Source organism: Niallia alba, from assembly GCF_012933555.1.
GTDB classification, from domain to species: domain Bacteria; phylum Bacillota; class Bacilli; order Bacillales; family Cytobacillaceae; genus Niallia; species Niallia alba.
In genome coordinates this window covers 127,496-152,735 of record NZ_JABBPK010000001.1, presented here as the reverse complement: position 1 = coordinate 152,735, position 25,240 = coordinate 127,496, and the positions used below count along the sequence as shown (strand labels likewise).

The window sequence follows — 25,240 nt, the reverse complement described above, 5'->3', positions numbered from 1 at the left end:
TCGTTTACCTATGCGGCATTACTTACCAGTTTTACCTTCTTTTCTACGTACATATTCGCCTTCATAACGGATACCTTTCCCTTTATAAGGTTCTGGTGGGCGAACGTCGCGAATGTTAGCAGCAAGTGCTCCAACACGCTCTTTATTAGTTCCTTTAACAACTACTTTCGTAGCAGATGGTACTTCGATTTCAATACCAGCTTCTGGTTCAATTTCTACTGGATGAGAGTAACCTACGTTCAATACAAGCTTGCTTCCTTGTTTTTGAGCACGGTAACCGACACCGATTAATTCAAGACCTCTCTCAAAGCCTTTTGAAACACCCTCAACCATGTTTGCTAACAATGCGCGAGTTGTTCCATGTAATGCACGATGTTCCTTCGCATCAGAAGGACGAGTTACATTAATCACGTTTTCTTCTAAGCTGATCGCAATATCAGAATTAAAAGTACGAGTTAATTCACCTTTAGGACCTTTCACCGTTACAGTACTTTTATCAATAGTAACTGTAACGCCTGCTGGTACTTCGATTGGTTTTTTACCTACACGAGACATTTAGTTGCACCTCCATTCATTAAACCTATTATTACCAAACGTATGCTAATACTTCTCCGCCAACTTGTTTCGCACGAGCTTCTTTATCAGTAAGTACTCCTTGAGAAGTAGAAACTAATGCAATTCCAAGACCGTTTAATACACGAGGTACTTCTGTTGCTTTCGCATAAACACGAAGACCAGGTTTACTAATTCTTTTAAGTCCAGTAATTACACGCTCGTTGCTTGAACCGTATTTTAAGAAAATGCGGATAATACCTTGTTTGTTGTCTTCGATATATTCTACATCACGTACAAAACCTTCACGCTTTAAGATTTCAGCGATCTCTTTTTTGATGTTAGAAGCAGGAACTTCTAATTTTTCGTGACGAACCATATTCGCATTACGGATTCTTGTAAGCAAATCTGCAATTGGATCTGTCATAACCATTTGTATTTACCTCCTTCCCAATATCGGGTTTTACCAGCTAGCTTTTTTCACACCAGGAATTTGTCCCTTATACGCTAATTCGCGGAAACAAATACGGCAAAGCTTAAATTTACGGTACACAGAATGTGGACGACCACAACGTTCGCAACGTGTGTATTCTTGTACTTTATATTTAGGCGTGCGTTTTTGTTTCGCAATCATTGACTTCTTAGCCACATCTTCGCCTCCTAATTAGAGATTACTTTTGGAACGGCATTCCAAATTGAGTTAACAGTTCACGAGCTTCTTCATCTGTTTTTGCAGTTGTAACGATAACAATGTCCATTCCTCTTACTTTGTTTACTTTATCGTAATCAATTTCAGGGAAAATTAATTGTTCTTTAACACCTAAAGTGTAGTTACCGCGACCGTCAAATGATTTTTTAGATACACCACGGAAGTCACGTACACGTGGAAGAGAAACAGATACAAGTTTATCAAGGAATTGATACATGCGTTCTCCACGAAGAGTAACTTTTGCTCCGATTGGCATTCCTTCACGTAGACGGAAACCTGCAATTGATTTTTTCGCACGAGTGATTAATGGCTTTTGACCAGTAATTTGTGCTAATTCCTCAACAGCAACGTCTAATGCTTTAGCATTTGCTACAGCATCACCGACACCCATGTTAACAACGATTTTTTCCAGTTTTGGAACTTCCATCACTGATTTATAATTGAACTTGCTCATAAGAGCAGGAGTAGTTTCTTTAACAAATTTTTCTTTTAGGCGGTTCATTCATTGTACCTCCCTTCTTCATTTGAACTATTTATCTAGAATTTCACCGGATTTTTTCGCTACGCGTACTTTTTTACCATCAACCGTTTTAGATCCTACACGAGTAGGTTCACCAGTTTTAGGGTCGATAGGCATAACGTTGGATACATGAATAGCAGCTTCCTGGTCATTGATTCCACCTTGTGGATTCAACTGGGATGGCTTAGAGTGCTTCTTAACAATATTAATCCCTTCAACGATCACACGATCTTTTTTAGGGAAAGCAGCAAGAACAACACCTGTTTTGCCTTTATCCTTACCAGAGATGACCATTACTTTGTCACCTTTTTTAACATGCATCTTTTCGCACCTCCTTAAAGGCAATTAAAATTTATATTATAGTACTTCTGGAGCTAATGATACAATCTTCATAAAGTTATTGTCGCGAAGTTCGCGTGCAACTGGTCCAAAGATACGTGTTCCACGTGGACTCTTATCATCACGGATAATTACACATGCGTTTTCATCGAAACGAATGTAAGTACCGTCAGCACGACGAACACCACTTTTAGTTCTAACGACTACTGCTTTAACTACGTCACCTTTTTTAACAACGCCACCTGGTGTTGCTTGTTTCACAGTAACGACGATGATATCACCGATGTTAGCAGTTTTACGTCCTGAACCACCAAGAACTTTAATAGTAAGTACTTCACGAGCACCAGAGTTGTCAGCAACTTTCAAACGTGATTCTTGTTGAATCATGTGTGTAACCTCCCTTCGGGATGCTTAATTCCGAACAATTATATAATAACTGCTTTTTCTACTACTTCTACAAGACGGAAACGTTTTGTAGCTGATAATGGGCGAGTTTCCATAATACGTACGATATCGCCGATTTTTGCTGTGTTTTGCTCATCATGAGCTTTATACTTCTTAGAGTATTTCACGCGTTTGCCGTATAATGGGTGTTTTTTGTATGTTTCAACAACAACTGAAATGGTTTTATCCATTTTATCAGATACAACACGACCAGTATAGACTTTGCGTTGATTGCGTTCGCTCATTCTACGAACCTCCTCTCAACTTATCGATTATTGACGCCGATTTCTCTCTCACGAATGACAGTTTTCATTCGAGCGATCGCTTTGCGTACTTCACGAATGCGAGCTGTATTTTCAAGTTGTCCAGTCGCTAATTGAAAGCGAAGGTTGAAAAGCTCTTCTTTTAAGGATTTAACTTTTTGTTCAATTTCAGCAGTGGTAAGGTCACGAATTTCATTAGCTTTCATTAGTTTCACCACCAATTTCTTCACGTTTTACAAACTTACATTTAACAGGAAGTTTGTGCGCTGCAAGACGAAGTGCTTCACGAGCGATCTCTTCAGATACACCTGCTACTTCGAACATAATTTTTCCAGGCTTAACTACCGCTACCCAACCTTCAGGAGCACCCTTACCGGAACCCATTCGGACTTCTAGAGGCTTAGCAGTGTAAGGCTTATGTGGGAAAATTTTAATCCAAACTTTACCGCCACGTTTCATATAACGTGTCATTGCAATACGAGCAGACTCGATTTGACGGTTTGTAATCCAAGAAGCTTCTAAAGATTGTAAACCATATTCACCGAATGCTACTTCTGTACCACCTTTTGCTTGACCACGCATTTTACCACGATGTACACGGCGATATTTTACACGTTTAGGTAGTAACATATTATTTGCCTCCTTCCTCAGTTTTCTTCTTCGTTGGAAGGATCTCTCCACGATAGATCCAAACTTTTACACCTAGTTTTCCATAAGTTGTATCAGCTTCTGCAGTAGCATAATCGATATCTGCGCGTAGAGTGTGCAATGGAACAGTTCCTTCGCTATAAGACTCTGAACGTGCGATATCTGCTCCGCCTAAACGACCTGATACCATTGTTTTGATACCTTTAGCGCCAGCACGCATTGAGCGTTGGATAGCTTGTTTTTGAGCACGACGGAAAGATACACGGTTTTCTAATTGACGAGCAATGTTCTCAGCAACTAGTTTTGCATCCATGTCTGCTCTTTTGATTTCTAAGATATTGATGTGTACACGTTTGCTAGTAAGTGAGTTAAGAGCTTTACGTAAAGCTTCAACTTCTGTACCACCTTTACCAATAACCATACCTGGTTTAGCAGTGTGGATAGTAACATTTAAGCGGTTAGCAGCACGCTCAATTTCTACTTTAGAAACAGAAGCATCGCTTAGGCGTTTTGTAATATACTCACGTACCTTTAGGTCTTCGTGTAAAAGATCAGCATAGTCTTTACCTGCGAACCATTTAGATTCCCAGTCACGAATGATCCCAACACGTAAACCGACTGGATTTACTTTTTGACCCACTAATTACCCCTCCTTCTTTTCTGATAAAACGATAGTGATGTGGCTAGTACGTTTGTTGATTTGGCTTGCACGACCTTGTGCACGTGGACGGAATCTCTTTAGAGTTGGTCCTTCATTAACGTATGCTTGCTCAACCACTAGGTTGTTAATATCCATTTCGTAGTTATGCTCTGCGTTAGCAACAGCAGATTTTAAAACTTTCTCTACGATTGGAGAAGCTGCTTTTGGAGTTAACTTCAAAATAGCTACCGCTTCACCAACTTGCTTTCCTCGAATTAAATCTACGACTAAACGAGCTTTACGAGGAGCAATACGAACTGTATTTGCAACAGCTTTTGCTTGCATTGGAATGCCCTCCTCTCATTAACGTCTTGTTTTCTTATCGTCACTTGCATGACCTTTGTAAGTACGAGTTGGAGCAAATTCTCCAAGTTTGTGACCTACCATGTCTTCAGTAACATAAACTGGAACATGTTTACGACCATCATAAACAGCGATTGTTTGACCGATGAATTGTGGGAAGATCGTAGAACGACGAGACCAAGTTTTAACAACTTGTTTCTTATCACTATCACTTAATTTTTCGATCTTTGTCAGTAAATGATCATCAACAAAAGGTCCTTTTTTTAAGCTGCGACCCATAATGGAACCTCCCTTCGTGATTGTTCTACGGTTCTATCATTGAACCGTAGTTCAACCCCGTTATTTTTTACGGCTACGTACAATAAATTTATCAGATTTATTTTTCTTGCTACGCGTTTTGTAACCAAGTGTTGGTTTACCCCATGGAGACATTGGTGATTTACGTCCGATTGGAGCGCGTCCTTCACCACCACCGTGTGGATGGTCGTTAGGGTTCATTACAGATCCACGTACAGTTGGACGTTTACCTAACCAACGATTACGACCTGCTTTACCAATGTTGATTAATTCGTGTTGTTCATTACCAACTTGACCGATTGAAGCACGGCAAGTAGCAAGAATTAAACGAACTTCACCAGAATTTAAACGTACAAGTACGTATTTTCCTTCTTTACCAAGCACTTGAGCGCTTGTTCCAGCAGAGCGAACTAATTGTCCACCTTTACCTGGTTTTAATTCGATGTTGTGGATTACTGTACCAACAGGAATGTTAGCAAGTGGTAATGCATTACCCGGCTTGATATCAGCCTCTGGTCCTGACATAACTTCTAATCCAACTTCTAAATTTTTCGGTGCAAGAATGTAGCGTTTCTCACCGTCTACATAATTGATTAACGCGATGTTAGCAGATCTGTTTGGATCATACTCGATTGTAGCAACGCGTCCTGGAATGCCATCTTTGTCACGTTTAAAATCGATTACACGATATTGACGCTTATGACCTCCACCTTGATGACGAACAGTTAACTTACCTTGGTTATTACGGCCGCCTTTTCTGTGTAAAGGAGCAAGCAATGACTTCTCAGGAGTACTTGTAGTGATTTCACTAAAGTCTGAAGACGTCATGTTACGTCGACCATTAGAGGTAGGTTTGTATTTTTTAATCGCCATTTGTGTTCCCTCCTCTTCTAAATATTATTAAGCTTCAAAGAATTCGATTTCTTTGCTGTCAGCTGTTAATTTAACAATTGCCTTACGACGTTTGTTTGTGTATCCTCCGAAACGTCCCATACGTTTGAATTTACCTTTATAGTTCATGATGTTAACTTTTTCAACTTTTACGCCAAAGATTTCTTCAACAGCATCTTTAACTTGAGTTTTATTAGCTCTTACATCAACTTCAAACGTGTATTTTTTATCAACCATTAAATCAGTAGAACGTTCAGTGATAACGGGGCGCTTAATCGTATCGCGTGCATCCATTATGCAAGCACCTCCTCTACTTTTTCAACCGCTGCTTTTGTCATGATTAATTTATCATGGTTTAAAACATCTAAAACTGTAATTCCAGTAGCTGTAACAACTGTTACCCCCGGGATGTTACGAGCAGATAATGCTACGTTCTCATCAAGGTCAGCAGTAACGATTAATGCTTTCTTCTCAATAGAAAGGCCACCTAGTACCGCTTTGAAATCTTTTGTTTTAGGCGCATCAAAAGCAAGGTTTTGTAATACTAAAATATTTTCTTCTAATACTTTAGTAGATAATGCAGATTTAATTGCTAATCTACGAACTTTTTTAGGTAATTTGTAGCTGTAGCTACGTGGAACTGGTCCAAATACTGTTCCACCACCACGCCATTGTGGAGATCTGATAGATCCTTGACGTGCACGTCCTGTACCTTTTTGGCGCCATGGCTTACGTCCACCACCAGCAACCTCAGAACGAATTTTAGTTTTATGAGTTCCTTGACGTAAAGAAGCTCTTTGCATAACAACTGCTTCGAATAAAACATGTTTGTTAGGCTCGATACCAAATACTGATTCGTTTAATTCGATATCTCCAGCTTGCGTACCGTCTTGGTTGAATAATGCAACTTTAGGCATTCTTATTTCCTCCTTTCCAGATTAATAATTATGCTTTAACAGCAGTTTTGATTTTTAATAAAGCTTTTCTAGCTCCAGGTACATTACCTTTAATTAGAAGAAGATTGCGTTCTGCATCTACTTTAACGATTTCTAAGTTTTGAACAGTGATTTGCTCTCCACCCATACGTCCTGGCAATGCTTTACCTTTAAATACACGGTTTGGTGCTACAGGTCCCATTGAACCTGGACGACGATGATAACGAGATCCGTGAGCCATTGGTCCACGAGATTGTCCATGGCGCTTAATTGAACCTTGGAAACCTTTCCCTTTAGAGATACCTGTTACATCTACTATATCGCCCTCAGCGAAAATACTTACATTGACTTCTTGACCAACCTCGTACTCATCCACGCTAACATCTCTAAATTCACGAACGAAGCGCTTAGGAGCAGTACTTGCTTTAGCAACGTGACCTTGTTCAGGTTTGTTAGCTAACTTTTCACGTTTGTTTTCAAAACCGATTTGAACTGCAGTATAGCCATCAGCTTCAACAGTTTTCGTTTGAAGAACAACGTTCTCAGCAGCTTCAACTACTGTTACAGGGATAAGATTGCCATTTTCAGCGAATACTTGAGTCATACCTATTTTTCTTCCTAAGATTCCTTTGGTCATTTAAGTCACACCTCCTGATAGTTTAAATGTTTATTTCAATTATAATTTAATTTCGATATCTACACCTGACGGTAAATCCAGACGCATTAGTGAATCAACTGTTTGTGGAGTTGGGTTCACGATGTCGATTAGACGTTTATGCGTACGCATTTCAAACTGTTCACGAGAATCTTTATATTTATGAACCGCACGTAAGATTGTGTATATAGACTTTTCAGTTGGTAACGGAATTGGTCCAGATACAGCAGCACCAGAACGTTTTGCAGTTTCAACAATTTTCTCAGCTGATTGATCTAAAATTCTATGATCATACGCTTTTAAACGAATACGAATTTTTTGTTTTGCCATTATTTTCCCTCCTTTTCGCCTATTTTAGAATAGACATTCTCCGTAGGAATTTCCCACACACTCGCCATGGCAAAGCGGCCGGGTGTGTCAGCAACCTCCCACATCATCGCAGTCAAAGACCAACATTGTCTATTATACATAAAAACGCCTAGAAAAGCAACAACTATTATTATTTTTCTTTCGTTTTAGTACACTCAGATTATTATACATATACTGCCATGATATTTCAAGGCAATGTATAATAGTCAGTCAATTAAATATGAAAACGACTAATTTTAACTGATCTCTTAACAGCACTTTCTTATTCTAACAAATATCAATACTATATTATATAGAAAGATTTTGGAAACCTACTTTCTTCTATAATATGTACATCTATCTATTATAGCTTTTCTCCTAACTATTTAAACATGAAGCTTCAGGAGAATAATAGATATTTCTATACAATTTAAGCACAAAAAAACAAGCTGACTAATCAGCTTGTTTTTTCTATTATAAGTTATTACTCAACGATAGTAGCAACGACACCAGCGCCTACTGTACGTCCACCTTCACGAATAGAGAATTTAGTTCCTTCTTCGATAGCGATAGAAGAAATTAATTCAACATCCATTTCGATGTTATCGCCAGGCATAACCATTTCTACGCCTTCAGGTAAGTTACAAATACCAGTTACATCAGTTGTACGGAAGTAGAACTGTGGACGGTAGTTTGTGAAGAATGGAGTATGACGTCCACCTTCTTCTTTTGATAATACGTAAACTTCAGCTTTGAATTTTACGTGTGGAGTAATTGTACCTGGTTTTGCTAATACTTGACCACGTTGGATATCTTCACGAGCAACCCCACGAAGAAGTGCACCGATGTTATCTCCAGCTTCTGCATAGTCAAGTAATTTACGGAACATTTCAACACCAGTTACAGTAGTTGATTTTTTCTCTTCAGCTAAACCGATGATGTCTACAACGTCACCAACTTTAACTTGTCCACGCTCAACACGACCAGTAGCAACTGTACCACGACCAGTGATTGAGAATACATCCTCAACTGGCATCATGAATGGTTTGTCAGTGTCACGAGTTGGTGTTGGGATATATTCGTCAACCGCAGCCATAAGCTCGATAACTTTTTCTTCCCAAGCAGCATCTCCTTCAAGAGCTTTAAGAGCAGAACCTTTAATTACAGGAATATCATCACCAGGGAATTCATATTCTGATAATAGGTCACGTACTTCCATTTCTACTAATTCTAATAATTCTTCGTCATCAACCATATCACATTTGTTTAAGAATACTACTAAGTGAGGTACACCAACTTGACGAGAAAGAAGAATGTGCTCACGAGTTTGTGGCATTGGACCATCAGTAGCAGATACTACTAAGATACCGCCGTCCATTTGTGCAGCACCAGTGATCATGTTTTTAACATAGTCAGCATGTCCTGGGCAGTCAACGTGTGCATAGTGACGAGTTTCAGTTTCATACTCAACGTGTGCAGTTGAGATTGTAATTCCACGCTCACGCTCTTCTGGAGCAGCGTCGATTTGATCATAACCGCGAGCTTCAGCTCCACCTGCTTTTGCAAGTACAGTTGTGATAGCAGCTGTTAAAGTAGTTTTACCATGGTCAACGTGACCAATAGTTCCAATATTTACGTGTGGCTTTGAACGATCGTATTTAGCTTTTGCCATTAGGAAAATCCTCCTTTGATTTGTAAAAAATTAAGTATTTTTATAGAGCTGTGATTATTCATCACAGCTTTATTGCTTACATAGTAGTTATACTTCATTAAAAAGGTAAAATCAACAATTACCCTTTATTTTTTTTGATGATCTCTTCAGAGATTGATTTTGGTACTTCTTCATAATGGTCAAACACCATTGAGAACACACCGCGACCTTGCGTGCTTGAACGTAATGTCGTAGCATAACCAAACATTTCAGATAGAGGAACCATCGCACGAACTACTTGTGCGTTACCACGAGCTTCCATACCTTCTACACGTCCACGACGTGAAGTGATGTTACCCATGATATCACCCATGTATTCTTCTGGAATGATAACTTCTACTCTCATAACAGGTTCAAGAATTACAGGATTACATTTAGATGCTGCATTTTTCAATGCCATTGAAGCAGCGATTTTGAACGCCATTTCAGATGAGTCAACATCATGGTATGATCCATCAAATAATTTAGCTTTGATGTCAACCAATGGGTAACCAGCAAGTACTCCTCTTTGTAATGCATCTTCTAGACCAGCTTGAACTGGAGCGATGTATTCACGTGGAACAACACCACCGACGATAGCATTTTCAAATTCGAATCCTTTACCTTCTTCATTTGGAGCGAATTCGATCCAAACGTGACCATATTGTCCACGACCACCAGATTGACGAGTGAATTTACCTTCAACTGCAGCAGATGAACGGAATGTTTCACGGTAAGCAACCTGAGGTGCACCAACATTAGCTTCTACCTTGAATTCACGACGCATACGGTCTACAAGAATGTCTAAGTGAAGTTCACCCATACCTGCAATGATAACTTGACCAGTTTCCTGGTTAGTATGTGCACGGAATGTTGGATCTTCTTCTTGTAATTTTTGTAGCGCAGTTGTCATTTTGTCTTGGTCAGCTTTTGATTTTGGCTCAATAGACAATTCGATAACTGGTTCTGGGAATTCCATGGATTCTAAGATTACTAAGTTCTTTTCATCACACAGAGTATCTCCAGTTGTAGTATCTTTTAAACCAACTGCTGCTGCGATATCACCTGCATATACTTCTGTGATCTCTTGACGGCTATTCGCATGCATTTGAAGGATACGTCCTACACGCTCGCGTTTGCCTTTTGTAGAGTTTTGTACATAAGAACCTGAGCTCAATGTACCAGAATATACACGGAAGAATGTCAGTTTACCAACGAATGGATCTGTCATTACTTTGAATGCAAGAGCAGCAAATGCTTCATCATCACTTGAATGCTTTTCAATTACTTCATCAGAATCAGGAGCAGTACCTTTAATTGCAGGTACATCTAATGGTGATGGTAAGTAATCAATTACAGCATCAAGCATTGGTTGAACACCTTTGTTTTTGAAAGCAGATCCACAGATTACTGGATAGAATTCAACGTTAACTGTACCTTTACGGATAGCAGCTTTTAACTCATCAGTAGTGATTTCCTCACCACCAAGGTATTTTTCCATTAGATCTTCATCAAGTTCAGCTACAGCTTCAACCAATTTTTCATGGTATTCATCAGCTAACTCTTTGTACTCTTCTGGAATTTCACGTTCTTGAACATCTGTTCCTAGGTCATTACCGTAGAAAGTTGCTTTCATTTCAACTAAGTCAATGATACCTTCGAATTGATCTTCAGCACCAATCGGTAGTTGAATTGCATGAGCGTTTGCTTGTAAACGATCATGTAAAGTTTTTAATGAATAAAGGAAGTCTGCACCGATTTTATCCATTTTGTTTACGAATACTACACGAGGTACACCGTATGTTGTAGCTTGACGCCAAACAGTTTCTGTTTGTGGCTCAACACCAGATTGAGCATCAAGTACTGCAACCGCACCATCAAGTACACGAAGAGAACGTTCAACTTCAACAGTGAAGTCTACGTGCCCTGGAGTATCGATAATGTTTACACGGTTACCTTTCCATTGTGCAGTTGTTGCCGCTGAAGTAATGGTAATTCCACGCTCTTGTTCTTGCTCCATCCAGTCCATTTGAGATGCACCTTCATGAGTTTCACCAATTTTGTGGATACGACCAGTGTAATAAAGTACACGCTCAGTTGTAGTCGTTTTACCAGCATCAATATGGGCCATGATACCAATATTACGAGTGTTTTCTAAGGAGAACTCTCTTGCCATTTGGTCTTTCTCCTTTCATAATGAAAGTATTTTTGTATATTATAATCTTACCAACGGTAGTGAGCAAACGCTTTGTTCGCTTCAGCCATTTTGTGTGTATCTTCACGTTTCTTAACAGATGCACCAGTGTTGTTAGCTGCATCCAAGATTTCGTTAGCTAGTCTCTCTTCCATTGTTTTCTCACCGCGAAGACGAGCATAGTTAACTAACCAGCGAAGACCTAAAGTTGTACGTCTTTCAGGACGAACCTCCACTGGAACTTGATAGTTAGAACCACCAACACGGCGTGCTCTTACTTCAAGAACTGGCATGATATTCTTTAATGCTTGATCAAATACTTCAATCGCTTCTTTTCCAGAACGCTCAGCAACGATTTCGAATGCTGAATATAGGATAGCTTGCGATTTTCCTCTTTTACCATCGATCATCATTTTATTGATTAAACGAGATACAAGCTTTGAATTGTAAATCGGATCTGGTAATACGTCTCTTTTTGCTACAGGACCTTTACGTGGCATTTGATTTCCTCCTTTCGATTATGCTATAAATTCTAGTTTATTATTTTTTTGCTGCTTTTGGTTTTTTCGTACCGTATTTAGAACGACCTTGCATACGGTTGTTAACTCCAGCAGTATCAAGCGCACCGCGTACGATATGATAACGTACCCCCGGTAAATCTTTTACACGTCCTCCACGGATTAGTACAACACTATGTTCTTGTAGGTTGTGACCAATACCAGGAATGTATGCTGTTACTTCGATACCGTTTGTTAAACGAACACGTGCATATTTACGTAATGCAGAGTTTGGTTTTTTCGGTGTCATTGTACCAACACGAGTACATACCCCACGTTTTTGAGGTGATGATACGTTTGTTTGTGCTTTTTTGAAACTGTTATAACCTTTGTTTAACGCAGGAGACTTCGACTTCTCTTCAGCAGATTGACGAGGCTTGCGCACTAATTGGTTAATTGTTGGCATTTCTTTTTCCTCCCTTCCTTTATGTTTGAAGCCCACACATCCAGGTGGTTCATATTAGGGCAAAAACAAAGTTCTCATGGTTAATTCCATAAAAACAGTTTTAATTAATTATGGCAACAGTTGCTGCGCCTACTTCTATTCCGCATGATTCGCCAAGCTTCCTCATGGATTCAACAAGTATAATGGGAATATTCACTTCTTCAGCTACCTCGGATACCTTTCTCTTTAACATTGGATCAGCATCTTCTGCAACGATAACTTCTGTCGCTATTCCTTTTTTTAACGCTTTTACTGTTTGCTTTGTTCCTACTACTATTTTTCTTGCCTGTTGCACTTTTTCATAAGACATATTATATCCTCCAAAGTAACAGGTGAATAGGAGCACCTTTGATATAGTATCATCTATAATTTCAGATGTCAATTATTTTCCTAGAAAACTTTTATAGAGATAACTAGATTGTTTTCGAAAGGTCATGGCTTACGAGAGATTATATCTTCTCTTCTTTATGATAGAGTCGATATAATCCTCGTAATATCCAAGTCCTTATAGATATTAATCATTTATAGGAACGTATTATTCTACAGTAACTGATTCTTCTGTTAGTTCTTCTGCAGTAATAGGTTCAGCATGACGATATCTTGGCATACCCGTTCCAGCTGGAACTAATTTACCAATAATTACATTCTCTTTCAATCCTAATAACTCATCGCGCTTGCCTTTAATTGCAGCATCTGTAAGAACTCTTGTAGTTTCTTGGAACGATGCAGCTGACAAGAATGAATCTGTTTCAAGAGATGCTTTCGTAATACCAAGCAATACTGGTCTTCCTGTAGCAGGAAGTTTTCCTTCTCTTAAAGCTTTTGCGTTTGCATCAGTAAATTGGTGAATATCTAGTAGTGTACCTGGTAATACTTCTGTCTCACCAGCATCTACTACTCTGATTTTGCGAAGCATTTGGCGAACCATCACCTCTACGTGTTTATCACCAATTTCTACCCCTTGCATACGATAAACTTTCTGTACTTCACGAAGTAAATATTCTTGTACTGCTGTAACGTTTTTCACTTTAATTAATTCTTTCGGATCAATAGAACCTTCTGTTAATTCCTGCCCTTGTTCTACTACATCATCAACTTTCACTTTCAGTCTTGCTGTATAAGGAGCAGTATATGTTCTAGTTTCTAATTCACCTTGAACTACAATTTCGTGTTGACGGTCTCTACCTTCATTGATACCAACAACAACCCCTGCCATTTCAGTAATAACGGCTTGCCCTTTTGGATTACGAGCTTCGAATATTTCCTGAATACGAGGTAAACCTTGTGTAATATCATCTCCAGCAACACCACCAGTATGGAATGTACGCATCGTTAACTGTGTACCAGGTTCCCCGATGGATTGCGCAGCTATAATACCAACAGCTTCTCCTACTTCCACCTCTTGGCCAGTTGCTAGGTTGCGACCATAACATTTTTTACATACTCCATGACGAGTATTACATGTAAATGCAGAACGAATCCACACTTCTTCAATATTAGCTCCTACTATTTCCACAGCTAAATCTTCTGTAATAAGTCCATTTTCAGGAACAATAACTTCCTTCGTTTCTGGATGTCTAATAGCCTTTCTTGCATAACGGCCAATTAAACGCTCATCAAGAGATTCAATAATTTCTGTACCTTCTCTAAGAGCAGAAACTAACAATCCTCTATCTGTACCACAATCATCATCACGGACAATAACATCCTGTGCTACATCCACTAGACGACGAGTTAAGTAACCAGAGTCTGCTGTTTTCAGTGCTGTATCGGCAAGACCTTTACGAGCACCGTGAGTAGAGATAAAGTACTCTAATACTGTTAATCCTTCACGGAAACTTGAGATAATCGGTAACTCGATAATTCTACCAGCCGGGTTGGCCATCAAACCACGCATACCAGCAAGCTGTGTAAAGTTAGATGCGTTACCACGAGCACCTGAGTCACTCATCATAAAGATTGGATTTCGTTTATCCAATGATTTCATTAGCTTCGCTTGAATTGTATCTTTCGCAGCACTCCAGATAGAAATTACGCGATCGTAACGTTCTTCCTCTGTAATTAATCCGCGTTTAAATTGTTTCATGACATTATCAACTTTACTTTGTGCTTCGTCGATAATTTCTTGTTTTTCACCTAATACAACGATATCAGCCACACCAACTGTAATACCGGCTTTTGTAGAATGTTTAAATCCTAAGTCTTTCATTCTATCCAACATCTTAGAAGTTTCAGTGATCTTGAATCGTTTAAATACTTCAGCGATTATATTCCCTAAAATTTTCTTTTTAAACGGATCAATAATCTGTAACTCTCTGATAGCAGCAGGAACATCTACACCTGGCTCAACAAAGTATCTCTCAGGAGTTTTTTCTTCTAAATTTGTTTTAGTCGGTTCGTTAATGTATGGGAAAGATTTCGGCAAAATTTCATTGAATATTAATTTACCAACTGTTGTTAATAACAATTGTTTATTTTGCTCTTCTGTAAATGTTTCATTGTTTAAAGAGCTAGCACGCACTGCTACACGTGTGTGTAAATGTACGTAACCATTTTGGTAAGCCAATATTGCTTCGCTCGTATCATTGAAGATACTACCTTCTCCAACTGCACCTTCACGTTCTAATGTTAGGTAGTAGTTTCCTAATACCATATCCTGTGAAGGAGTAACAACTGGTTTACCATCTTTAGGATTCAAGATATTTTGAGCTGCAAGCATAAGTAAGCGCGCTTCCGCTTGTGCCTCAGAAGATAAAGGAACGTGAACCGCCATTTGGTCACCGTCAAAGTCAGCATTGTACGCTGTACATACTAGCGGATGTAGACGAATCGCACGGCCTTCTACTAAAGTAGGTTCAAACGCTTGAATTCCCAATCTATGTAGAGTTGGGGCGCGGTTAAGCAATACTGGATGCTCTTTAATCACTTCTTCAAGTACATCCCACACTTCTGGTTGAAGTCTTTCGATTTTTCTTTTTGCAGACTTAATATTATGAGCAATACCTTTTTCAACTAACTCTTTCATAACGAAAGGTTTAAACAATTCAATTGCCATCTCTCTAGGCAAACCACATTGATACATCTTTAAGTTCGGACCAACAACAATAACAGAACGTCCAGAATAGTCAACACGTTTTCCTAGTAAGTTTTGACGGAAACGTCCTTGCTTACCTTTTAGCATGTGAGATAGTGATTTAAGTGGTCTGTTACCAGGACCTGTTACCGGACGACCACGACGACCATTATCAATCAATGCATCAACCGCTTCTTGAAGCATACGTTTTTCGTTTTGAACGATTATACTTGGTGCTCCTAAGTCTAATAATCTTTTTAAGCGATTATTACGGTTAATAACGCGGCGATATAAATCATTTAGGTCAGAAGTAGCAAAACGTCCACCGTCTAATTGAACCATCGGGCGTAATTCTGGAGGAATTACCGGAAGTACGTCAAGAATCATCCAAGAAGGTTCATTACCAGAACCACGGAATGCTTCTAATACTTCTAATCTTTTAATTGCACGAGTTCTTCTTTGACCTTGTGCAGTTTTCAATTCTTCTTTTAATGCTTCTACATCTTTATTTAAATCAATGTCAGATAGTAGTTTTTTGATTGATTCAGCTCCCATAGAAGCTTGGAATTTCACTCCGTATTTATCACGATATGCTCGATATTCTTTTTCAGAAAGAAGTTGTTTTTTCTCAAGAGCAGTATCACCTGGATCTGTTACTACGTAAGAAGCAAAATAAATAACTTCTTCCAACGCACGTGGAGACATATCCAACACAAGACCCATACGGCTAGGAATCCCTTTAAAATACCAAATATGTGAAACTGGTGCTGCTAATTCGATATGACCCATACGTTCACGACGAACCTTTGCACGTGTAACTTCTACTCCACAGCGATCACAAACTACACCTTTGTATCTAACACGCTTGTATTTACCACAGTGACATTCCCAGTCTTTTGTAGGACCAAAAATACGCTCACAGAACAAGCCATCTTTTTCCGGTTTTAAAGTACGATAGTTAATTGTTTCTGGCTTTTTAACTTCACCAAATGACCAAGAACGGATTTTGTCTGGTGAAGCTAGACCTATTTTCATATATTCAAAATTATTAACATCCAACAAGGGTCCTACCTCCCTTTCGATCTTCAGGCTTTTCGCCTTACTTAAAAACTTCTTAAAAACATTTATAATCAAAGACAGGCCGTCACAAAAGGGTCTGACCTCACGTGAATAATCTATTTATAAAAGATATATAAGGATCTTCTATCTAGATGTCTTCATGGTGGAGTCTGACCCTTTCGTTTTTAGACAGGCCATGTTCATTACTTTATTATTCTTGCATGCCTACCTTTTCTGACTCAGGCTCTTTTGTTTCCGAAACAATTGTTAGAGATTCAGCTTGATGAATTTCATCATCATCATCTGTGTCTCTCATTTCAATTTCTTCCTCTGTGCTAGATAAGATTTTTACATCTAAACCTAAGCTTTGCAGCTCTTTCATTAATACGCGGAATGATTCAGGTACTCCTGGTTCTGGAACATTTTCCCCTTTAACAATTGCTTCGTACGTTTTCACACGACCAACAACATCATCTGATTTAACGGTAAGAATTTCTTGCAAAGTATAAGCCGCTCCATAAGCTTCAAGCGCCCAAACCTCCATCTCTCCAAAACGCTGACCACCGAATTGAGCTTTTCCTCCTAGTGGCTGCTGCGTTACTAAAGAATATGGTCCAGTAGAACGTGCATGCAGTTTATCATCAACCATGTGAGCAAGTTTGATCATATACATAACGCCCACAGATACACGGTTATCAAATGGTTCACCTGTACGTCCGTCATATAGTACTGTTTTAGCATCTTGCGCCATTCCAGCTTCTCTAATCGTTTCCCAAACATCTTCTTCACGAGCTCCATCAAATACCGGAGATGCAACATGGATACCTAGGCTTCTTGCAGCCATTCCAAGATGCAATTCTAATACCTGACCGATGTTCATACGTGATGGTACACCTAGTGGGTTTAACATGATATCAACTGGTGTTCCGTCTGGTAAATACGGCATATCTTCTTCAGGTAAAATTCGGGAGATAACCCCTTTGTTACCATGACGACCTGCCATCTTATCACCTTCATGGATTTTACGTTTTTGAACAATATATACACGAACTAATTGGTTAACTCCTGGTGGTAATTCATCTCCATCTTCTCTATTGAAGACTTTAACATCATGAACAATACCGCCTCCACCATGTGGAACACGTAAACTTGTATCACGAACTTCACGTGCTTTTTCACCAAAGATAGCATGTAACAAGCGTTCCTCTGCTGTTAATTCTGTTACCCCTTTAGGTGTAACTTTACCAACTAGCAAGTCTCCATCTTTCACTTCTGCACCAATACGAATAATACCGCGATCATCTAAGTTGCGTAATGCATCTTCCCCAACATTCGGGATATCACGTGTAATTTCTTCTGGTCCTAACTTTGTATCGCGAGACTCTGATTCATATTCTTCAATATGAATAGATGTATAAACATCATCTTTAACTAAGCGCTCGCTCATGATAATAGCATCCTCGTAGTTGTATCCATCCCATGTCATAAAGGCAACTAATACGTTACGTCCAAGAGCTAATTCTCCAAGTTCCATAGAAGGTCCATCTGCTAGAACTTCCCCTTTGACTACCTTATCACCAACAGCAACAATTGGGCGTTGGTTATAACATGTTCCTTGGTTTGAACGGGTAAATTTAAGCATTTTATACTTATCAAGATTACCTTTAACTTCTTGACCATCTACTTCAGAAATACGTCTTACCCAAACTCCACGTGCTTCTACATGTTCAACAATACCAGGATGCTTACAAATAACAGCGGCACCGGAGTCTTTTCCTGAAACATACTCCATTCCAGTTCCTACCATCGGAGCTTCTGGTTGCATTAAAGGTACTGCTTGACGTTGCATGTTTGCTCCCATCAGAGCACGGTTCGAGTCATCGTTTTCTAAGAACGGAATACAAGCTGTTGCTGGAGAAACTACTTGCTTTGGTGATACGTCCATATAGTCTACACGATCACGTTTGACAACAACGTTCTCATCACGGAAACGTGCAACAACATCTTCATCCAAGAAAGAACCGTCTTCTCCTAATCGAGCATTCGCTTGGGCAACTACATAGTTATCTTGTTCATCAGCAGTTAAGTAATCAATTCGTGATGATACTTTACCTGTTTCAGGGTCAACACGTCGATACGGTGTCTCAATAAATCCAAATCGATTCACTTTTGCATAAGAAGATAAAGAGTTAATTAAACCAATGTTTGGTCCCTCTGGTGTCTCAATCGGACACATACGGCCATAGTGAGAATAGTGAACGTCACGCACTTCCATTCCCGCACGTTCTCGCGTTAAACCACCAGGTCCTAATGCAGACAAACGACGTTTATTCGTTAATTCTGCTAATGGATTTGTTTGGTCCATAAACTGAGAAAGCTGAGAGCTTCCAAAGAATTCTTTAGTAGATGCAATTACTGGTCGAATATTGATTAATTGCTGCGGTGTAATTGTATTTGTATCTTGAATGGACATTCTTTCACGTACAACACGTTCCATTCGTGATAGACCAATTCGGAATTGATTTTGTAGCAATTCACCTACAGAACGAATACGTCTATTCCCTAAATGATCAATATCATCTGTTAAACCTACACCATGTAATAAGTTAAAGAAATAGCTGATAGACGCAATTATGTCTGCAGGAGAGATGTTTTTCACAGCTTCTTCTACATATGCATTACTAATAACATTAATTTCTTTGTCACCTTCATCTAATGGTGAATAAATTTTTACCGATTGAACCACAACATCATCTTCTAAAACGCCGCCATATGGGCTTAACTTTTTAAATCCAATATTGTTTTCTAGATTCGGAATAATACGATCAAGTGCACGGCGATCTAAAAGAGTTCCCTTTTCAGCAATGATTTCTCCTGTTTCAGGATCCACAAGTGTTTCAGCCAAGCGTTGACCGAACAATCTATTTTTAATGTGAAGCTTCTTGTTAATTTTATAACGACCTACATTGGCAAGATCATATCTTTTTGGATCAAAGAATCTTGAAACCAATAGACTTTTTGCATTTTCAACAGTAGGTGGCTCACCAGGACGAAGACGCTCATAAATTTCTAATAGCGCTTTGTCTGTTCCCTCGGTGTTATCTTTTTCTAAAGTATTTCGTAAATATTCATTGTCACCAATCAATTCAATAATCTCTTGGTCAGAGCCAAATCCTAATGCACGTAACAGAACTGTAACTGGAAGTTTACGAGTACGGTCAATACGTACATAAACAACATCCTTAGCATCTGTTTCATACTCTAGCCAAGCTCCACGGTTAGGAATTACAGTTGCTGTAAATCCTTTTTTTCCGTTTTTATCAATTTTCCCATTATAATACACACTTGGAGAACGTACTAACTGAGAAACGATAACTCGCTCCGCACCGTTAATAATAAAAGTACCAGTTTCAGTCATAAGCGGGAAATCACCCATGAATACATCTTGGTCTTTTACTTCTCCTGTTTCTTTATTCACAAGACGGACTTTCACACGTAAAGGCGCTGAATATGTAACATCTCGTTCTTTCGATTCTTCCACTGAATACTTAGGTTCCCCTAAGCTGTAATCAATGAAATCAAGTGATAAATTGCCAGTAAAATCTTCAATAGGCGAAATGTCCTGGAACATTTCTCGCAATCCCTCATCTAAAAACCATTGATAGGAAGAGGTTTGGATTTCAATAAGATTTGGTAATTCTAAAACCTCACTAATTCTTGCGTAGCTTCTGCGCTGGCGGTGTCGTCCATACTGAACAAGTTGACCTGTCAACTGATTCACCCCTCAAATCAAACGTTATAGTACATCTATTTACATCTTATCAAAAGGATATAAACCCTTTTTTATAAGACAAAAAGAAAAAGGGTTTTCCAATAAAAACCGCATTTTCATATTTCTAATATTATTCTGTTAGTTTTTCCTTTTAACACCAATTTTATACAATGAGTTAGATAAAATTGCGAGTTTCAGAAAAATATTATATTGGCATTATACAATGCTATCACAACAAAAAGGACTAGTCAATCTTTTTTGCTTGAATTATAAAATACCCTTTTTTCTTTTCTACTACATTTACTTCTTTAAAAAACGCTTCTAATTTCGCAATAGCAGACGGGGCTCCTTGTTTCTTTTGAATCACAACCCAAAGTTCACCATTTGCAGCTAAACGTTCATAACTTTGCTCAAGAATATCATGTACAACTTTCTTTCCTGCTCTAATCGGCGGATTCGTTAAAATGGAAGCAAACTTCTCACCTTTCACACCAAGAAGTCGATCACTTTCATAGATTTGAATATTTCCAACGCCATTTTGCCGCGCATTTTCTTGAGCCAATTCAATAGCACGTAAGTTGACATCTACCATATGAACCATTCTATCTGGAGCTTCCTTTGCAATAGAAAGACCTATTGGACCATAACCACAACCTACATCCAATATATCTCCATCTAGGTTCGGAAATGTATAAGATTCTATTAATAGTCTAGAACCAAAATCTACTTCTCTTTTGGAAAAAACCCCATTATCTGTTTTAAAACGTATTGTATTGCCTTTGAGCGTAAAATTCCAGTAATTTGGATCGCTATTTACATTCTGGGTTCGGGAATAATAATGTTCTGACATACGAACACCTCCTTAGGAGAATTTATATAAGGAAGACTACTACTTGAGGATGATTACAACGCTCATTTGCATGGCAATCAATTAAAAAAGTGCAGATGACTCTTCAAGCTATCACATCCAGTTAGAAGTTATTCATAACCTTTCCCATAAAGCAAATCATTCTTCTATAAAGCTAGAGAGTGAATTCACTTACACAAAAAGATGGTTTAGCTCCGTTCTAACTTAGCAGATTAGAATCAGCCTTTTTCTTAAGTCTCACGCACTTTAGGAAAAAAAAGCCCGCTATTATAGCGAGCTTCTTTTTAACTAACATTACTTAACTTCAACGTTAGCTCCAACTTCTTCAAGTTTAGCTTTGATTTCTTCAGCTTCTTCTTTAGAAGCTCCTTCTTTAACAGCTTTTGGAGTGTTGTCAACAAGTTCTTTTGCTTCTTTAAGACCAAGACCTGTGATTTCACGTACAACTTTGATAACTTTGATTTTTTGATCTCCAGCAGATGCAAGAACTACATCAAACTCAGTTTTTTCTGCAGCAGCTTCTCCGCCACCTGCAACTACAGCTACAGGAGCAGCAGCAGTTACTCCAAATTCTTCTTCAATCGCTTTTACTAAATCGTTTAATTCTAAAACAGTCATATTTTTAACTGCTTCTAAGATTTGTTCTTTAGACATTATATGTTTCCTCCTTGTTTTTTGGGTTTTTATGATACGTTTCCGTATAAAATATTAAGCGCCTTGTTCTTCTTTTTGATCTGCAACTGCTTTTGTAGCAAGAGCAAGGTTGCGGATTGGTGCTTGAAGAACGCTGAGTAACATAGAAAGTAAACCTTCGCGTGATGGAAGTTCAGCTAGAGCTTTCACTTCTTCAACAGTTGCTAAGTTTCCTTCGATTACTCCTGCTTTAATTTCTAACGCTTCATGTTTTTTAGCGAAGTCGTTTAAAATTTTTGCTGGTGCAACAACATCCTCATTACTGAACGCAATAGCGTTTGGACCAGTTAATGATTCGTTTAAACCTGCTAATTCAACAGATTCTGCAGCACGGCGAGTTAAAGAGTTTTTGAAAACTTTGAACTCGATTCCTGCGTCACGAAGTTGTTTACGAAGTTCAGTTACTTCTGAAACAGTCAAACCACGGTAGTCAACAACGATAGTTGATTTACTTGCTTTGAATTTCTCAGCAATATCAGATACTATTTGTTTCTTTTGTTCGATTACGCTGCTCATCTTTACACCTCCTGTAGAATTTCTACATTCATACCGACAAATAAAATCCTCCATATCTTTTTAGACATGGAGGTGTATACAATAGTCGTTCTCACAACTGATCAAATAATCTATCGTATTACCTCGGTAGGAAATTAAGCTTATATAAGCACCTACTGTCTACGGTACAAATGTTATTTATTTTTTCAACAAGATGAAGTATATTCTATCTATCTTGTTTTGTCAAATACCAATTTTTATCAAACAGTAGAAGGATCTACTTTTACGCCAGGTCCCATTGTTGAAGTAACAGAAACGTTCTTCATGTAAGTTCCTTTTGCAGCTGCTGGTTTTGCTTTTGACATTGTATCAAAGATAGTTTTGAAGTTTTCAACTAGTTTTGCTTCATCGAAAGAAACTTTACCAATTGGAACATGTACATTACCAGCTTTATCTACGCGGTATTCTACTTTACCAGCTTTGATTTCGTTAACTGCTTTTGTTACATCAAATGTAACTGTACCAGTTTTAGGGTTTGGCATTAAACCTTTAGGTCCTAATACACGACCAAGTTTACCAACTTCACCCATCATGTCTGGAGTTGCAACGATTACGTCAAAATCAAACCAACCTTGTTGGATTTTAGTTATATATTCAGCATCGCCTACAAAGTCTGCTCCTGCTGCTTCTGCTTCTTTTAATTTTTCACCTTTAGCGAAAACTAAAACGCGTTGAGTTTTACCAGTTCCGTTCGGAAGAACTACTGCTCCACGGATTTGCTGATCAGCTTTCTTAGGATCTACTCCTAGACGGAAAGCAACCTCAACTGATGCATCAAATTTTGTAGTGCTAGTTTTTTTCACTAACTCAATTGCTTCTTGAATTGGGTAAGTTTTAGTACGATCAACAAGTTTGATAGCTTCTAAATACTTCTTACCTTTTTTAGCCATAACTTTATTTCCTCCTTGAATTGTGGTTTTAGCGGAATTACCTCCCACGAATAAAGGTTGCGACTAAAGATTCACCGTCGTCACAACCTTAATCAACACCAAGCCTATATAGGTTTAGTCTTCAATAACAATACCCATGCTGCGGGCTGTACCTTCAACCATGCGCATAGCTGCTTCAACATCAGCTGCGTTTAGATCAGGCATTTTTGTTTCAGCAATCTCGCGTACTTTATCACGCTTAACAGTTGCTACTTTATTACGATTTGGTTCACCTGAACCAGACTCAATACCAGCTGCTTTTTTAAGTAAAACTGCAGCAGGTGGAGTTTTTGTAATAAATGTAAATGAACGGTCTTCGAAAACCGTAATCTCAACAGGAATAATTAAACCAGCTTGTTCAGCTGTACGAGCGTTGAACTCCTTACAGAATCCCATAATATTTACGCCAGCTTGACCCAATGCAGGACCAACTGGTGGTGCCGGATTCGCTTTAGCTGCTGGGATTTGCAATTTAACAACTTTAATTACTTTTTTAGCCACGAGACACACCTCCTTAAAGTCCGTGATGTGGTAATAGGGGTTTCCCCTCCCACTCAACTTATCGTCTTTATATGAAATAAAGAAATTTGACAATATCTTATCTCTTTATGAGATATACTGACCTATGAAATAGTAACACTTTTTCAATATCATTTCAAGTTTTCTGGTTAAAATTTTTCAATTTGTGTAAAATCCAGTTCTACCGGGGTATCTCTTCCAAACATATTTACCAGTACTTTAACCTTCGCTTTATCTTTATCAATTTCCTCAACAGTCCCAGTGAAATTAGCAAATGGTCCTTCATTCACCTTCACTGTTTCTCCTAATTCAAACTCAATTTCAATTCTTTGTTCCTCAACACCCATGCGCTTCAGAATTACTTGGACTTCTTCTGGCAAAAGCGGAGTTGGTTTAGACCCTGAACCAGCAGAACCTACAAACCCAGTTACCCCAGGCGTATTACGCACTACATACCAAGAATCATCTGTCATAACAATTTCCACCAGCACATAACCTGGGAAAACTTTTCTTTTCACTACTTTTGTTTTACCATTTCTGATATCTGTTTCTTCTTCTTCAGGTACAACAACGCGGAAAATTTTATCTTGCATCGCCATTGTTTCTACCCTTTTTTCCAAATTGGCTTTTACTTTATTCTCATATCCAGAGTACGTATGCACTACATACCAGTTTTTTTCCATAAAAGAGGACTACTTCGTCCGTCCCTCCCTATAACTTTATTTTTATTTTTCGTGCTGTTTTTTATAGTATCTGTAAGGAACAAGTCATTTATTTTTCAGCAAATGAAAAAACCCGTTACCGGGCTTTTGTAAATGTTTCCTATCGTTTTACCATTATACCATGAGTAGACAACTGTTATTCAAGTATTAAACGAATAAGTTCAGAAATTCCTAAATCAACAACTGCGAAGAAGATAGCAAAAAAGACAACAGTCACAAGTACTGTGATTGTATAATTAGTTAACTCTTTCTTTTTCGGCCAACTAACCTTCCTTAATTCTCTACCAACTTCGCGAAAATACTTAACAGCACTTTGCATGTTTTGTTACCTCCATCTTTAAAGCGGGCAATTTATCCAAGATCGTTATTTTGTTTCTTTATGAACGGTATGAGCATTACAATTTTGACAAAATTTTTTCATTTCCAAACGTTCTGTTCCATTGTTACTCACAGTAGAATAATTTCTTGTCCCACATTTTTCACACGCTAATACAAGCTTTTTCCTCATTTTACCTACACCTACTACGTCCTTTATATCTACTCAAACTGTATCATGGACA

The 25,240-nt window shown here is 38.5% G+C and carries 32 protein-coding genes and 1 other annotated feature; all 32 genes read right to left on the bottom strand.

The genetic code is table 11. From position 1 onward, the window contains the following. Window positions 1-18: 18 nt before the first annotated feature. Window positions 19-555 carry a 50S ribosomal protein L6 gene (gene rplF, locus HHU08_RS00815; RefSeq protein ID WP_016204571.1) on the bottom strand — a complete coding sequence of 179 codons (537 nt, stop codon included), beginning with the start codon at window positions 553-555 and terminating at the stop codon, window positions 19-21. Between the two features lie 31 nt (window positions 556-586). Next, window positions 587-985 carry a 30S ribosomal protein S8 gene (gene rpsH, locus HHU08_RS00810; protein ID WP_016204570.1) on the bottom strand — a complete coding sequence of 133 codons (399 nt, stop codon included), beginning with the start codon at window positions 983-985 and terminating at the stop codon, window positions 587-589. Between the two features lie 30 nt (window positions 986-1,015). After that, window positions 1,016-1,201 carry a 30S ribosomal protein S14 gene (gene rpsN / locus HHU08_RS00805; protein ID WP_009499044.1) on the bottom strand — a complete coding sequence of 62 codons (186 nt, stop codon included), beginning with the start codon at window positions 1,199-1,201 and terminating at the stop codon, window positions 1,016-1,018. Window positions 1,202-1,223: 22 nt separating this feature from the next. After that, entirely contained in the window at window positions 1,224-1,763 is a 540-nt protein-coding gene (rplE, locus tag HHU08_RS00800; protein WP_016204569.1) for a 50S ribosomal protein L5, read from the bottom strand. 27 nt (window positions 1,764-1,790) lie between these two features. Beyond that, window positions 1,791-2,102, bottom strand: coding sequence for a 50S ribosomal protein L24 (gene rplX / locus HHU08_RS00795; protein ID WP_016204568.1), 312 nt, complete (start codon window positions 2,100-2,102; stop codon window positions 1,791-1,793). A gap of 36 nt (window positions 2,103-2,138) precedes the next feature. Next, on the bottom strand, window positions 2,139-2,507 hold the full coding sequence (rplN, locus tag HHU08_RS00790) for a 50S ribosomal protein L14 (protein WP_016204567.1): 369 nt from the start codon (window positions 2,505-2,507) through the stop codon (window positions 2,139-2,141). A 38-nt stretch (window positions 2,508-2,545) separates the two neighbouring features. After that, window positions 2,546-2,809, bottom strand: a complete 264-nt coding sequence (rpsQ, locus tag HHU08_RS00785) for a 30S ribosomal protein S17 (protein WP_016204566.1) — start codon at window positions 2,807-2,809, stop codon at window positions 2,546-2,548. Window positions 2,810-2,829: 20 nt separating this feature from the next. Then, window positions 2,830-3,033 (bottom strand): 50S ribosomal protein L29, encoded by a 204-nt coding sequence (gene rpmC / locus HHU08_RS00780; protein ID WP_003351417.1) that lies wholly within the window; start codon window positions 3,031-3,033, stop codon window positions 2,830-2,832. Further along, window positions 3,023-3,457, bottom strand: coding sequence for a 50S ribosomal protein L16 (gene rplP / locus HHU08_RS00775; protein ID WP_016204565.1), 435 nt, complete (start codon window positions 3,455-3,457; stop codon window positions 3,023-3,025). The genes rpmC and rplP overlap by 11 nt, the downstream gene beginning before the upstream one ends. A 1-nt stretch (window position 3,458) precedes the next feature. Next, window positions 3,459-4,115, bottom strand: a complete 657-nt coding sequence (gene rpsC, locus HHU08_RS00770) for a 30S ribosomal protein S3 (protein WP_016204564.1) — start codon at window positions 4,113-4,115, stop codon at window positions 3,459-3,461. A gap of 3 nt (window positions 4,116-4,118) precedes the next feature. Then, window positions 4,119-4,460, bottom strand: a complete 342-nt coding sequence (gene rplV / locus HHU08_RS00765; RefSeq protein ID WP_016204563.1) for a 50S ribosomal protein L22 — start codon at window positions 4,458-4,460, stop codon at window positions 4,119-4,121. An 18-nt stretch (window positions 4,461-4,478) separates the two neighbouring features. Beyond that, window positions 4,479-4,757 (bottom strand): 30S ribosomal protein S19, encoded by a 279-nt coding sequence (rpsS, locus tag HHU08_RS00760; RefSeq protein ID WP_016204562.1) that lies wholly within the window; start codon window positions 4,755-4,757, stop codon window positions 4,479-4,481. A 60-nt stretch (window positions 4,758-4,817) separates the two neighbouring features. Further along, complete coding sequence (rplB, locus tag HHU08_RS00755) at window positions 4,818-5,648, bottom strand: 50S ribosomal protein L2 (protein ID WP_016204561.1); 831 nt, start codon at window positions 5,646-5,648, stop codon at window positions 4,818-4,820. 27 nt (window positions 5,649-5,675) lie between these two features. Then, window positions 5,676-5,960 carry a 50S ribosomal protein L23 gene (rplW, locus tag HHU08_RS00750; RefSeq protein ID WP_016204560.1) on the bottom strand — a complete coding sequence of 95 codons (285 nt, stop codon included), beginning with the start codon at window positions 5,958-5,960 and terminating at the stop codon, window positions 5,676-5,678. Beyond that, window positions 5,960-6,583 carry a 50S ribosomal protein L4 gene (rplD, locus tag HHU08_RS00745; RefSeq protein ID WP_016204559.1) on the bottom strand — a complete coding sequence of 208 codons (624 nt, stop codon included), beginning with the start codon at window positions 6,581-6,583 and terminating at the stop codon, window positions 5,960-5,962. Before rplD ends, rplW begins: the two co-directional genes overlap by 1 nt. Before the next feature lie 28 nt (window positions 6,584-6,611). Then, the gene (rplC, locus tag HHU08_RS00740) at window positions 6,612-7,238 is read right to left on the bottom strand and encodes a 50S ribosomal protein L3 (protein WP_016204558.1); all 627 of its coding nucleotides are present in this window, start codon (window positions 7,236-7,238) and stop codon (window positions 6,612-6,614) included. A gap of 39 nt (window positions 7,239-7,277) precedes the next feature. Continuing rightward, a complete protein-coding gene (rpsJ, locus tag HHU08_RS00735) occupies window positions 7,278-7,586 on the bottom strand; it encodes a 30S ribosomal protein S10 (RefSeq protein WP_009336571.1) in 309 nt (102 codons plus the stop codon). A gap of 502 nt (window positions 7,587-8,088) precedes the next feature. Further along, the gene (gene tuf / locus HHU08_RS00730) at window positions 8,089-9,276 is read right to left on the bottom strand and encodes an elongation factor Tu (RefSeq protein WP_016204556.1); all 1,188 of its coding nucleotides are present in this window, start codon (window positions 9,274-9,276) and stop codon (window positions 8,089-8,091) included. A gap of 118 nt (window positions 9,277-9,394) precedes the next feature. Continuing rightward, window positions 9,395-11,470, bottom strand: a complete 2,076-nt coding sequence (fusA, locus tag HHU08_RS00725; RefSeq protein WP_016204555.1) for an elongation factor G — start codon at window positions 11,468-11,470, stop codon at window positions 9,395-9,397. A 47-nt stretch (window positions 11,471-11,517) separates the two neighbouring features. Further along, the gene (gene rpsG, locus HHU08_RS00720; RefSeq protein ID WP_016204554.1) at window positions 11,518-11,988 is read right to left on the bottom strand and encodes a 30S ribosomal protein S7; all 471 of its coding nucleotides are present in this window, start codon (window positions 11,986-11,988) and stop codon (window positions 11,518-11,520) included. Window positions 11,989-12,028: 40 nt separating this feature from the next. Further along, window positions 12,029-12,451, bottom strand: a complete 423-nt coding sequence (gene rpsL / locus HHU08_RS00715) for a 30S ribosomal protein S12 (RefSeq protein ID WP_016204553.1) — start codon at window positions 12,449-12,451, stop codon at window positions 12,029-12,031. 100 nt (window positions 12,452-12,551) lie between these two features. Further along, on the bottom strand, window positions 12,552-12,800 hold the full coding sequence (locus HHU08_RS00710; RefSeq protein ID WP_016204552.1) for a 50S ribosomal protein L7ae-like protein: 249 nt from the start codon (window positions 12,798-12,800) through the stop codon (window positions 12,552-12,554). 225 nt (window positions 12,801-13,025) lie between these two features. Beyond that, window positions 13,026-16,625: a DNA-directed RNA polymerase subunit beta' gene (gene rpoC, locus HHU08_RS00705; protein ID WP_169187599.1), complete on the bottom strand. Its 3,600-nt coding sequence runs from the start codon at window positions 16,623-16,625 to the stop codon at window positions 13,026-13,028. Window positions 16,626-16,833: 208 nt separating this feature from the next. After that, window positions 16,834-20,394, bottom strand: coding sequence for a DNA-directed RNA polymerase subunit beta (rpoB, locus tag HHU08_RS00700; RefSeq protein ID WP_169187598.1), 3,561 nt, complete (start codon window positions 20,392-20,394; stop codon window positions 16,834-16,836). A gap of 244 nt (window positions 20,395-20,638) precedes the next feature. Next, window positions 20,639-21,244, bottom strand: coding sequence for a class I SAM-dependent methyltransferase (locus HHU08_RS00695; protein WP_169187597.1), 606 nt, complete (start codon window positions 21,242-21,244; stop codon window positions 20,639-20,641). Window positions 21,245-21,556: 312 nt separating this feature from the next. Then, a complete protein-coding gene (rplL, locus tag HHU08_RS00690) occupies window positions 21,557-21,916 on the bottom strand; it encodes a 50S ribosomal protein L7/L12 (protein ID WP_016204548.1) in 360 nt (119 codons plus the stop codon). A 54-nt stretch (window positions 21,917-21,970) separates the two neighbouring features. Next, window positions 21,971-22,471, bottom strand: a complete 501-nt coding sequence (gene rplJ, locus HHU08_RS00685) for a 50S ribosomal protein L10 (RefSeq protein WP_016204547.1) — start codon at window positions 22,469-22,471, stop codon at window positions 21,971-21,973. A 32-nt stretch (window positions 22,472-22,503) separates the two neighbouring features. Beyond that, window positions 22,504-22,654: a sequence feature (ribosomal protein L10 leader region), on the bottom strand. Between the two features lie 56 nt (window positions 22,655-22,710). Further along, window positions 22,711-23,400 (bottom strand): 50S ribosomal protein L1, encoded by a 690-nt coding sequence (gene rplA / locus HHU08_RS00680; RefSeq protein WP_016204546.1) that lies wholly within the window; start codon window positions 23,398-23,400, stop codon window positions 22,711-22,713. Window positions 23,401-23,514: 114 nt separating this feature from the next. Beyond that, entirely contained in the window at window positions 23,515-23,940 is a 426-nt protein-coding gene (gene rplK / locus HHU08_RS00675; RefSeq protein WP_016204545.1) for a 50S ribosomal protein L11, read from the bottom strand. A gap of 167 nt (window positions 23,941-24,107) precedes the next feature. Beyond that, the gene (nusG, locus tag HHU08_RS00670) at window positions 24,108-24,641 is read right to left on the bottom strand and encodes a transcription termination/antitermination protein NusG (protein ID WP_016204544.1); all 534 of its coding nucleotides are present in this window, start codon (window positions 24,639-24,641) and stop codon (window positions 24,108-24,110) included. Between the two features lie 175 nt (window positions 24,642-24,816). Continuing rightward, window positions 24,817-24,999 (bottom strand): preprotein translocase subunit SecE, encoded by a 183-nt coding sequence (secE, locus tag HHU08_RS00665; RefSeq protein ID WP_016204543.1) that lies wholly within the window; start codon window positions 24,997-24,999, stop codon window positions 24,817-24,819. 45 nt (window positions 25,000-25,044) lie between these two features. Further along, window positions 25,045-25,188, bottom strand: coding sequence for a 50S ribosomal protein L33 (rpmG, locus tag HHU08_RS00660; protein ID WP_016204542.1), 144 nt, complete (start codon window positions 25,186-25,188; stop codon window positions 25,045-25,047). Between the last annotated feature and the right edge of the window lie 52 nt (window positions 25,189-25,240).

Bases quoted from the DNA above. Each gene is read 5' to 3' on its own strand.
- rplW (WP_016204560.1), bottom strand. From the start codon at position 5,960: ATGGATGCACGCGATACGATTAAGCGCCCCGTTATCACTGAACGTTCT.
- rplP (WP_016204565.1), bottom strand. From the start codon at position 3,457: ATGTTACTACCTAAACGTGTAAAATATCGCCGTGTACATCGTGGTAAA.
- rplC (WP_016204558.1), bottom strand. From the start codon at position 7,238: ATGACCAAAGGAATCTTAGGAAGAAAAATAGGTATGACTCAAGTATTC.
- rplN (WP_016204567.1), bottom strand. From the start codon at position 2,507: ATGATTCAACAAGAATCACGTTTGAAAGTTGCTGACAACTCTGGTGCT.
- tuf (WP_016204556.1), bottom strand. From the start codon at position 9,276: ATGGCAAAAGCTAAATACGATCGTTCAAAGCCACACGTAAATATTGGA.
- rpsS (WP_016204562.1), bottom strand. From the start codon at position 4,757: ATGGGTCGCAGCTTAAAAAAAGGACCTTTTGTTGATGATCATTTACTG.
- rplX (WP_016204568.1), bottom strand. From the start codon at position 2,102: ATGCATGTTAAAAAAGGTGACAAAGTAATGGTCATCTCTGGTAAGGAT.
- rplE (WP_016204569.1), bottom strand. From the start codon at position 1,763: ATGAACCGCCTAAAAGAAAAATTTGTTAAAGAAACTACTCCTGCTCTT.
- nusG (WP_016204544.1), bottom strand. From the start codon at position 24,641: ATGGAAAAAAACTGGTATGTAGTGCATACGTACTCTGGATATGAGAAT.
- rpsJ (WP_009336571.1), bottom strand. From the start codon at position 7,586: ATGGCAAAACAAAAAATTCGTATTCGTTTAAAAGCGTATGATCATAGA.
- rplV (WP_016204563.1), bottom strand. From the start codon at position 4,460: ATGCAAGCAAAAGCTGTTGCAAATACAGTTCGTATTGCTCCTCGTAAA.
- rpmC (WP_003351417.1), bottom strand. From the start codon at position 3,033: ATGAAAGCTAATGAAATTCGTGACCTTACCACTGCTGAAATTGAACAA.
- rpsG (WP_016204554.1), bottom strand. From the start codon at position 11,988: ATGCCACGTAAAGGTCCTGTAGCAAAAAGAGACGTATTACCAGATCCG.
- rplA (WP_016204546.1), bottom strand. From the start codon at position 23,400: ATGGCTAAAAAAGGTAAGAAGTATTTAGAAGCTATCAAACTTGTTGAT.
- HHU08_RS00710 (WP_016204552.1), bottom strand. From the start codon at position 12,800: ATGTCTTATGAAAAAGTGCAACAGGCAAGAAAAATAGTAGTAGGAACA.
- secE (WP_016204543.1), bottom strand. From the start codon at position 24,999: ATGCAAAGTGCTGTTAAGTATTTTCGCGAAGTTGGTAGAGAATTAAGG.
- rpmG (WP_016204542.1), bottom strand. From the start codon at position 25,188: ATGAGGAAAAAGCTTGTATTAGCGTGTGAAAAATGTGGGACAAGAAAT.
- rpsQ (WP_016204566.1), bottom strand. From the start codon at position 2,809: ATGAGCGAACGCAATCAACGCAAAGTCTATACTGGTCGTGTTGTATCT.
- fusA (WP_016204555.1), bottom strand. From the start codon at position 11,470: ATGGCAAGAGAGTTCTCCTTAGAAAACACTCGTAATATTGGTATCATG.
- HHU08_RS00695 (WP_169187597.1), bottom strand. From the start codon at position 21,244: ATGTCAGAACATTATTATTCCCGAACCCAGAATGTAAATAGCGATCCA.
- rplJ (WP_016204547.1), bottom strand. From the start codon at position 22,471: ATGAGCAGCGTAATCGAACAAAAGAAACAAATAGTATCTGATATTGCT.
- rpsH (WP_016204570.1), bottom strand. From the start codon at position 985: ATGGTTATGACAGATCCAATTGCAGATTTGCTTACAAGAATCCGTAAT.
- rplF (WP_016204571.1), bottom strand. From the start codon at position 555: ATGTCTCGTGTAGGTAAAAAACCAATCGAAGTACCAGCAGGCGTTACA.
- rpsL (WP_016204553.1), bottom strand. From the start codon at position 12,451: ATGCCAACAATTAACCAATTAGTGCGCAAGCCTCGTCAATCTGCTGAA.
- rplD (WP_016204559.1), bottom strand. From the start codon at position 6,583: ATGCCTAAAGTTGCATTATTCAACCAAGACGGTACGCAAGCTGGAGAT.
- rplL (WP_016204548.1), bottom strand. From the start codon at position 21,916: ATGTCTAAAGAACAAATCTTAGAAGCAGTTAAAAATATGACTGTTTTA.
- rplB (WP_016204561.1), bottom strand. From the start codon at position 5,648: ATGGCGATTAAAAAATACAAACCTACCTCTAATGGTCGACGTAACATG.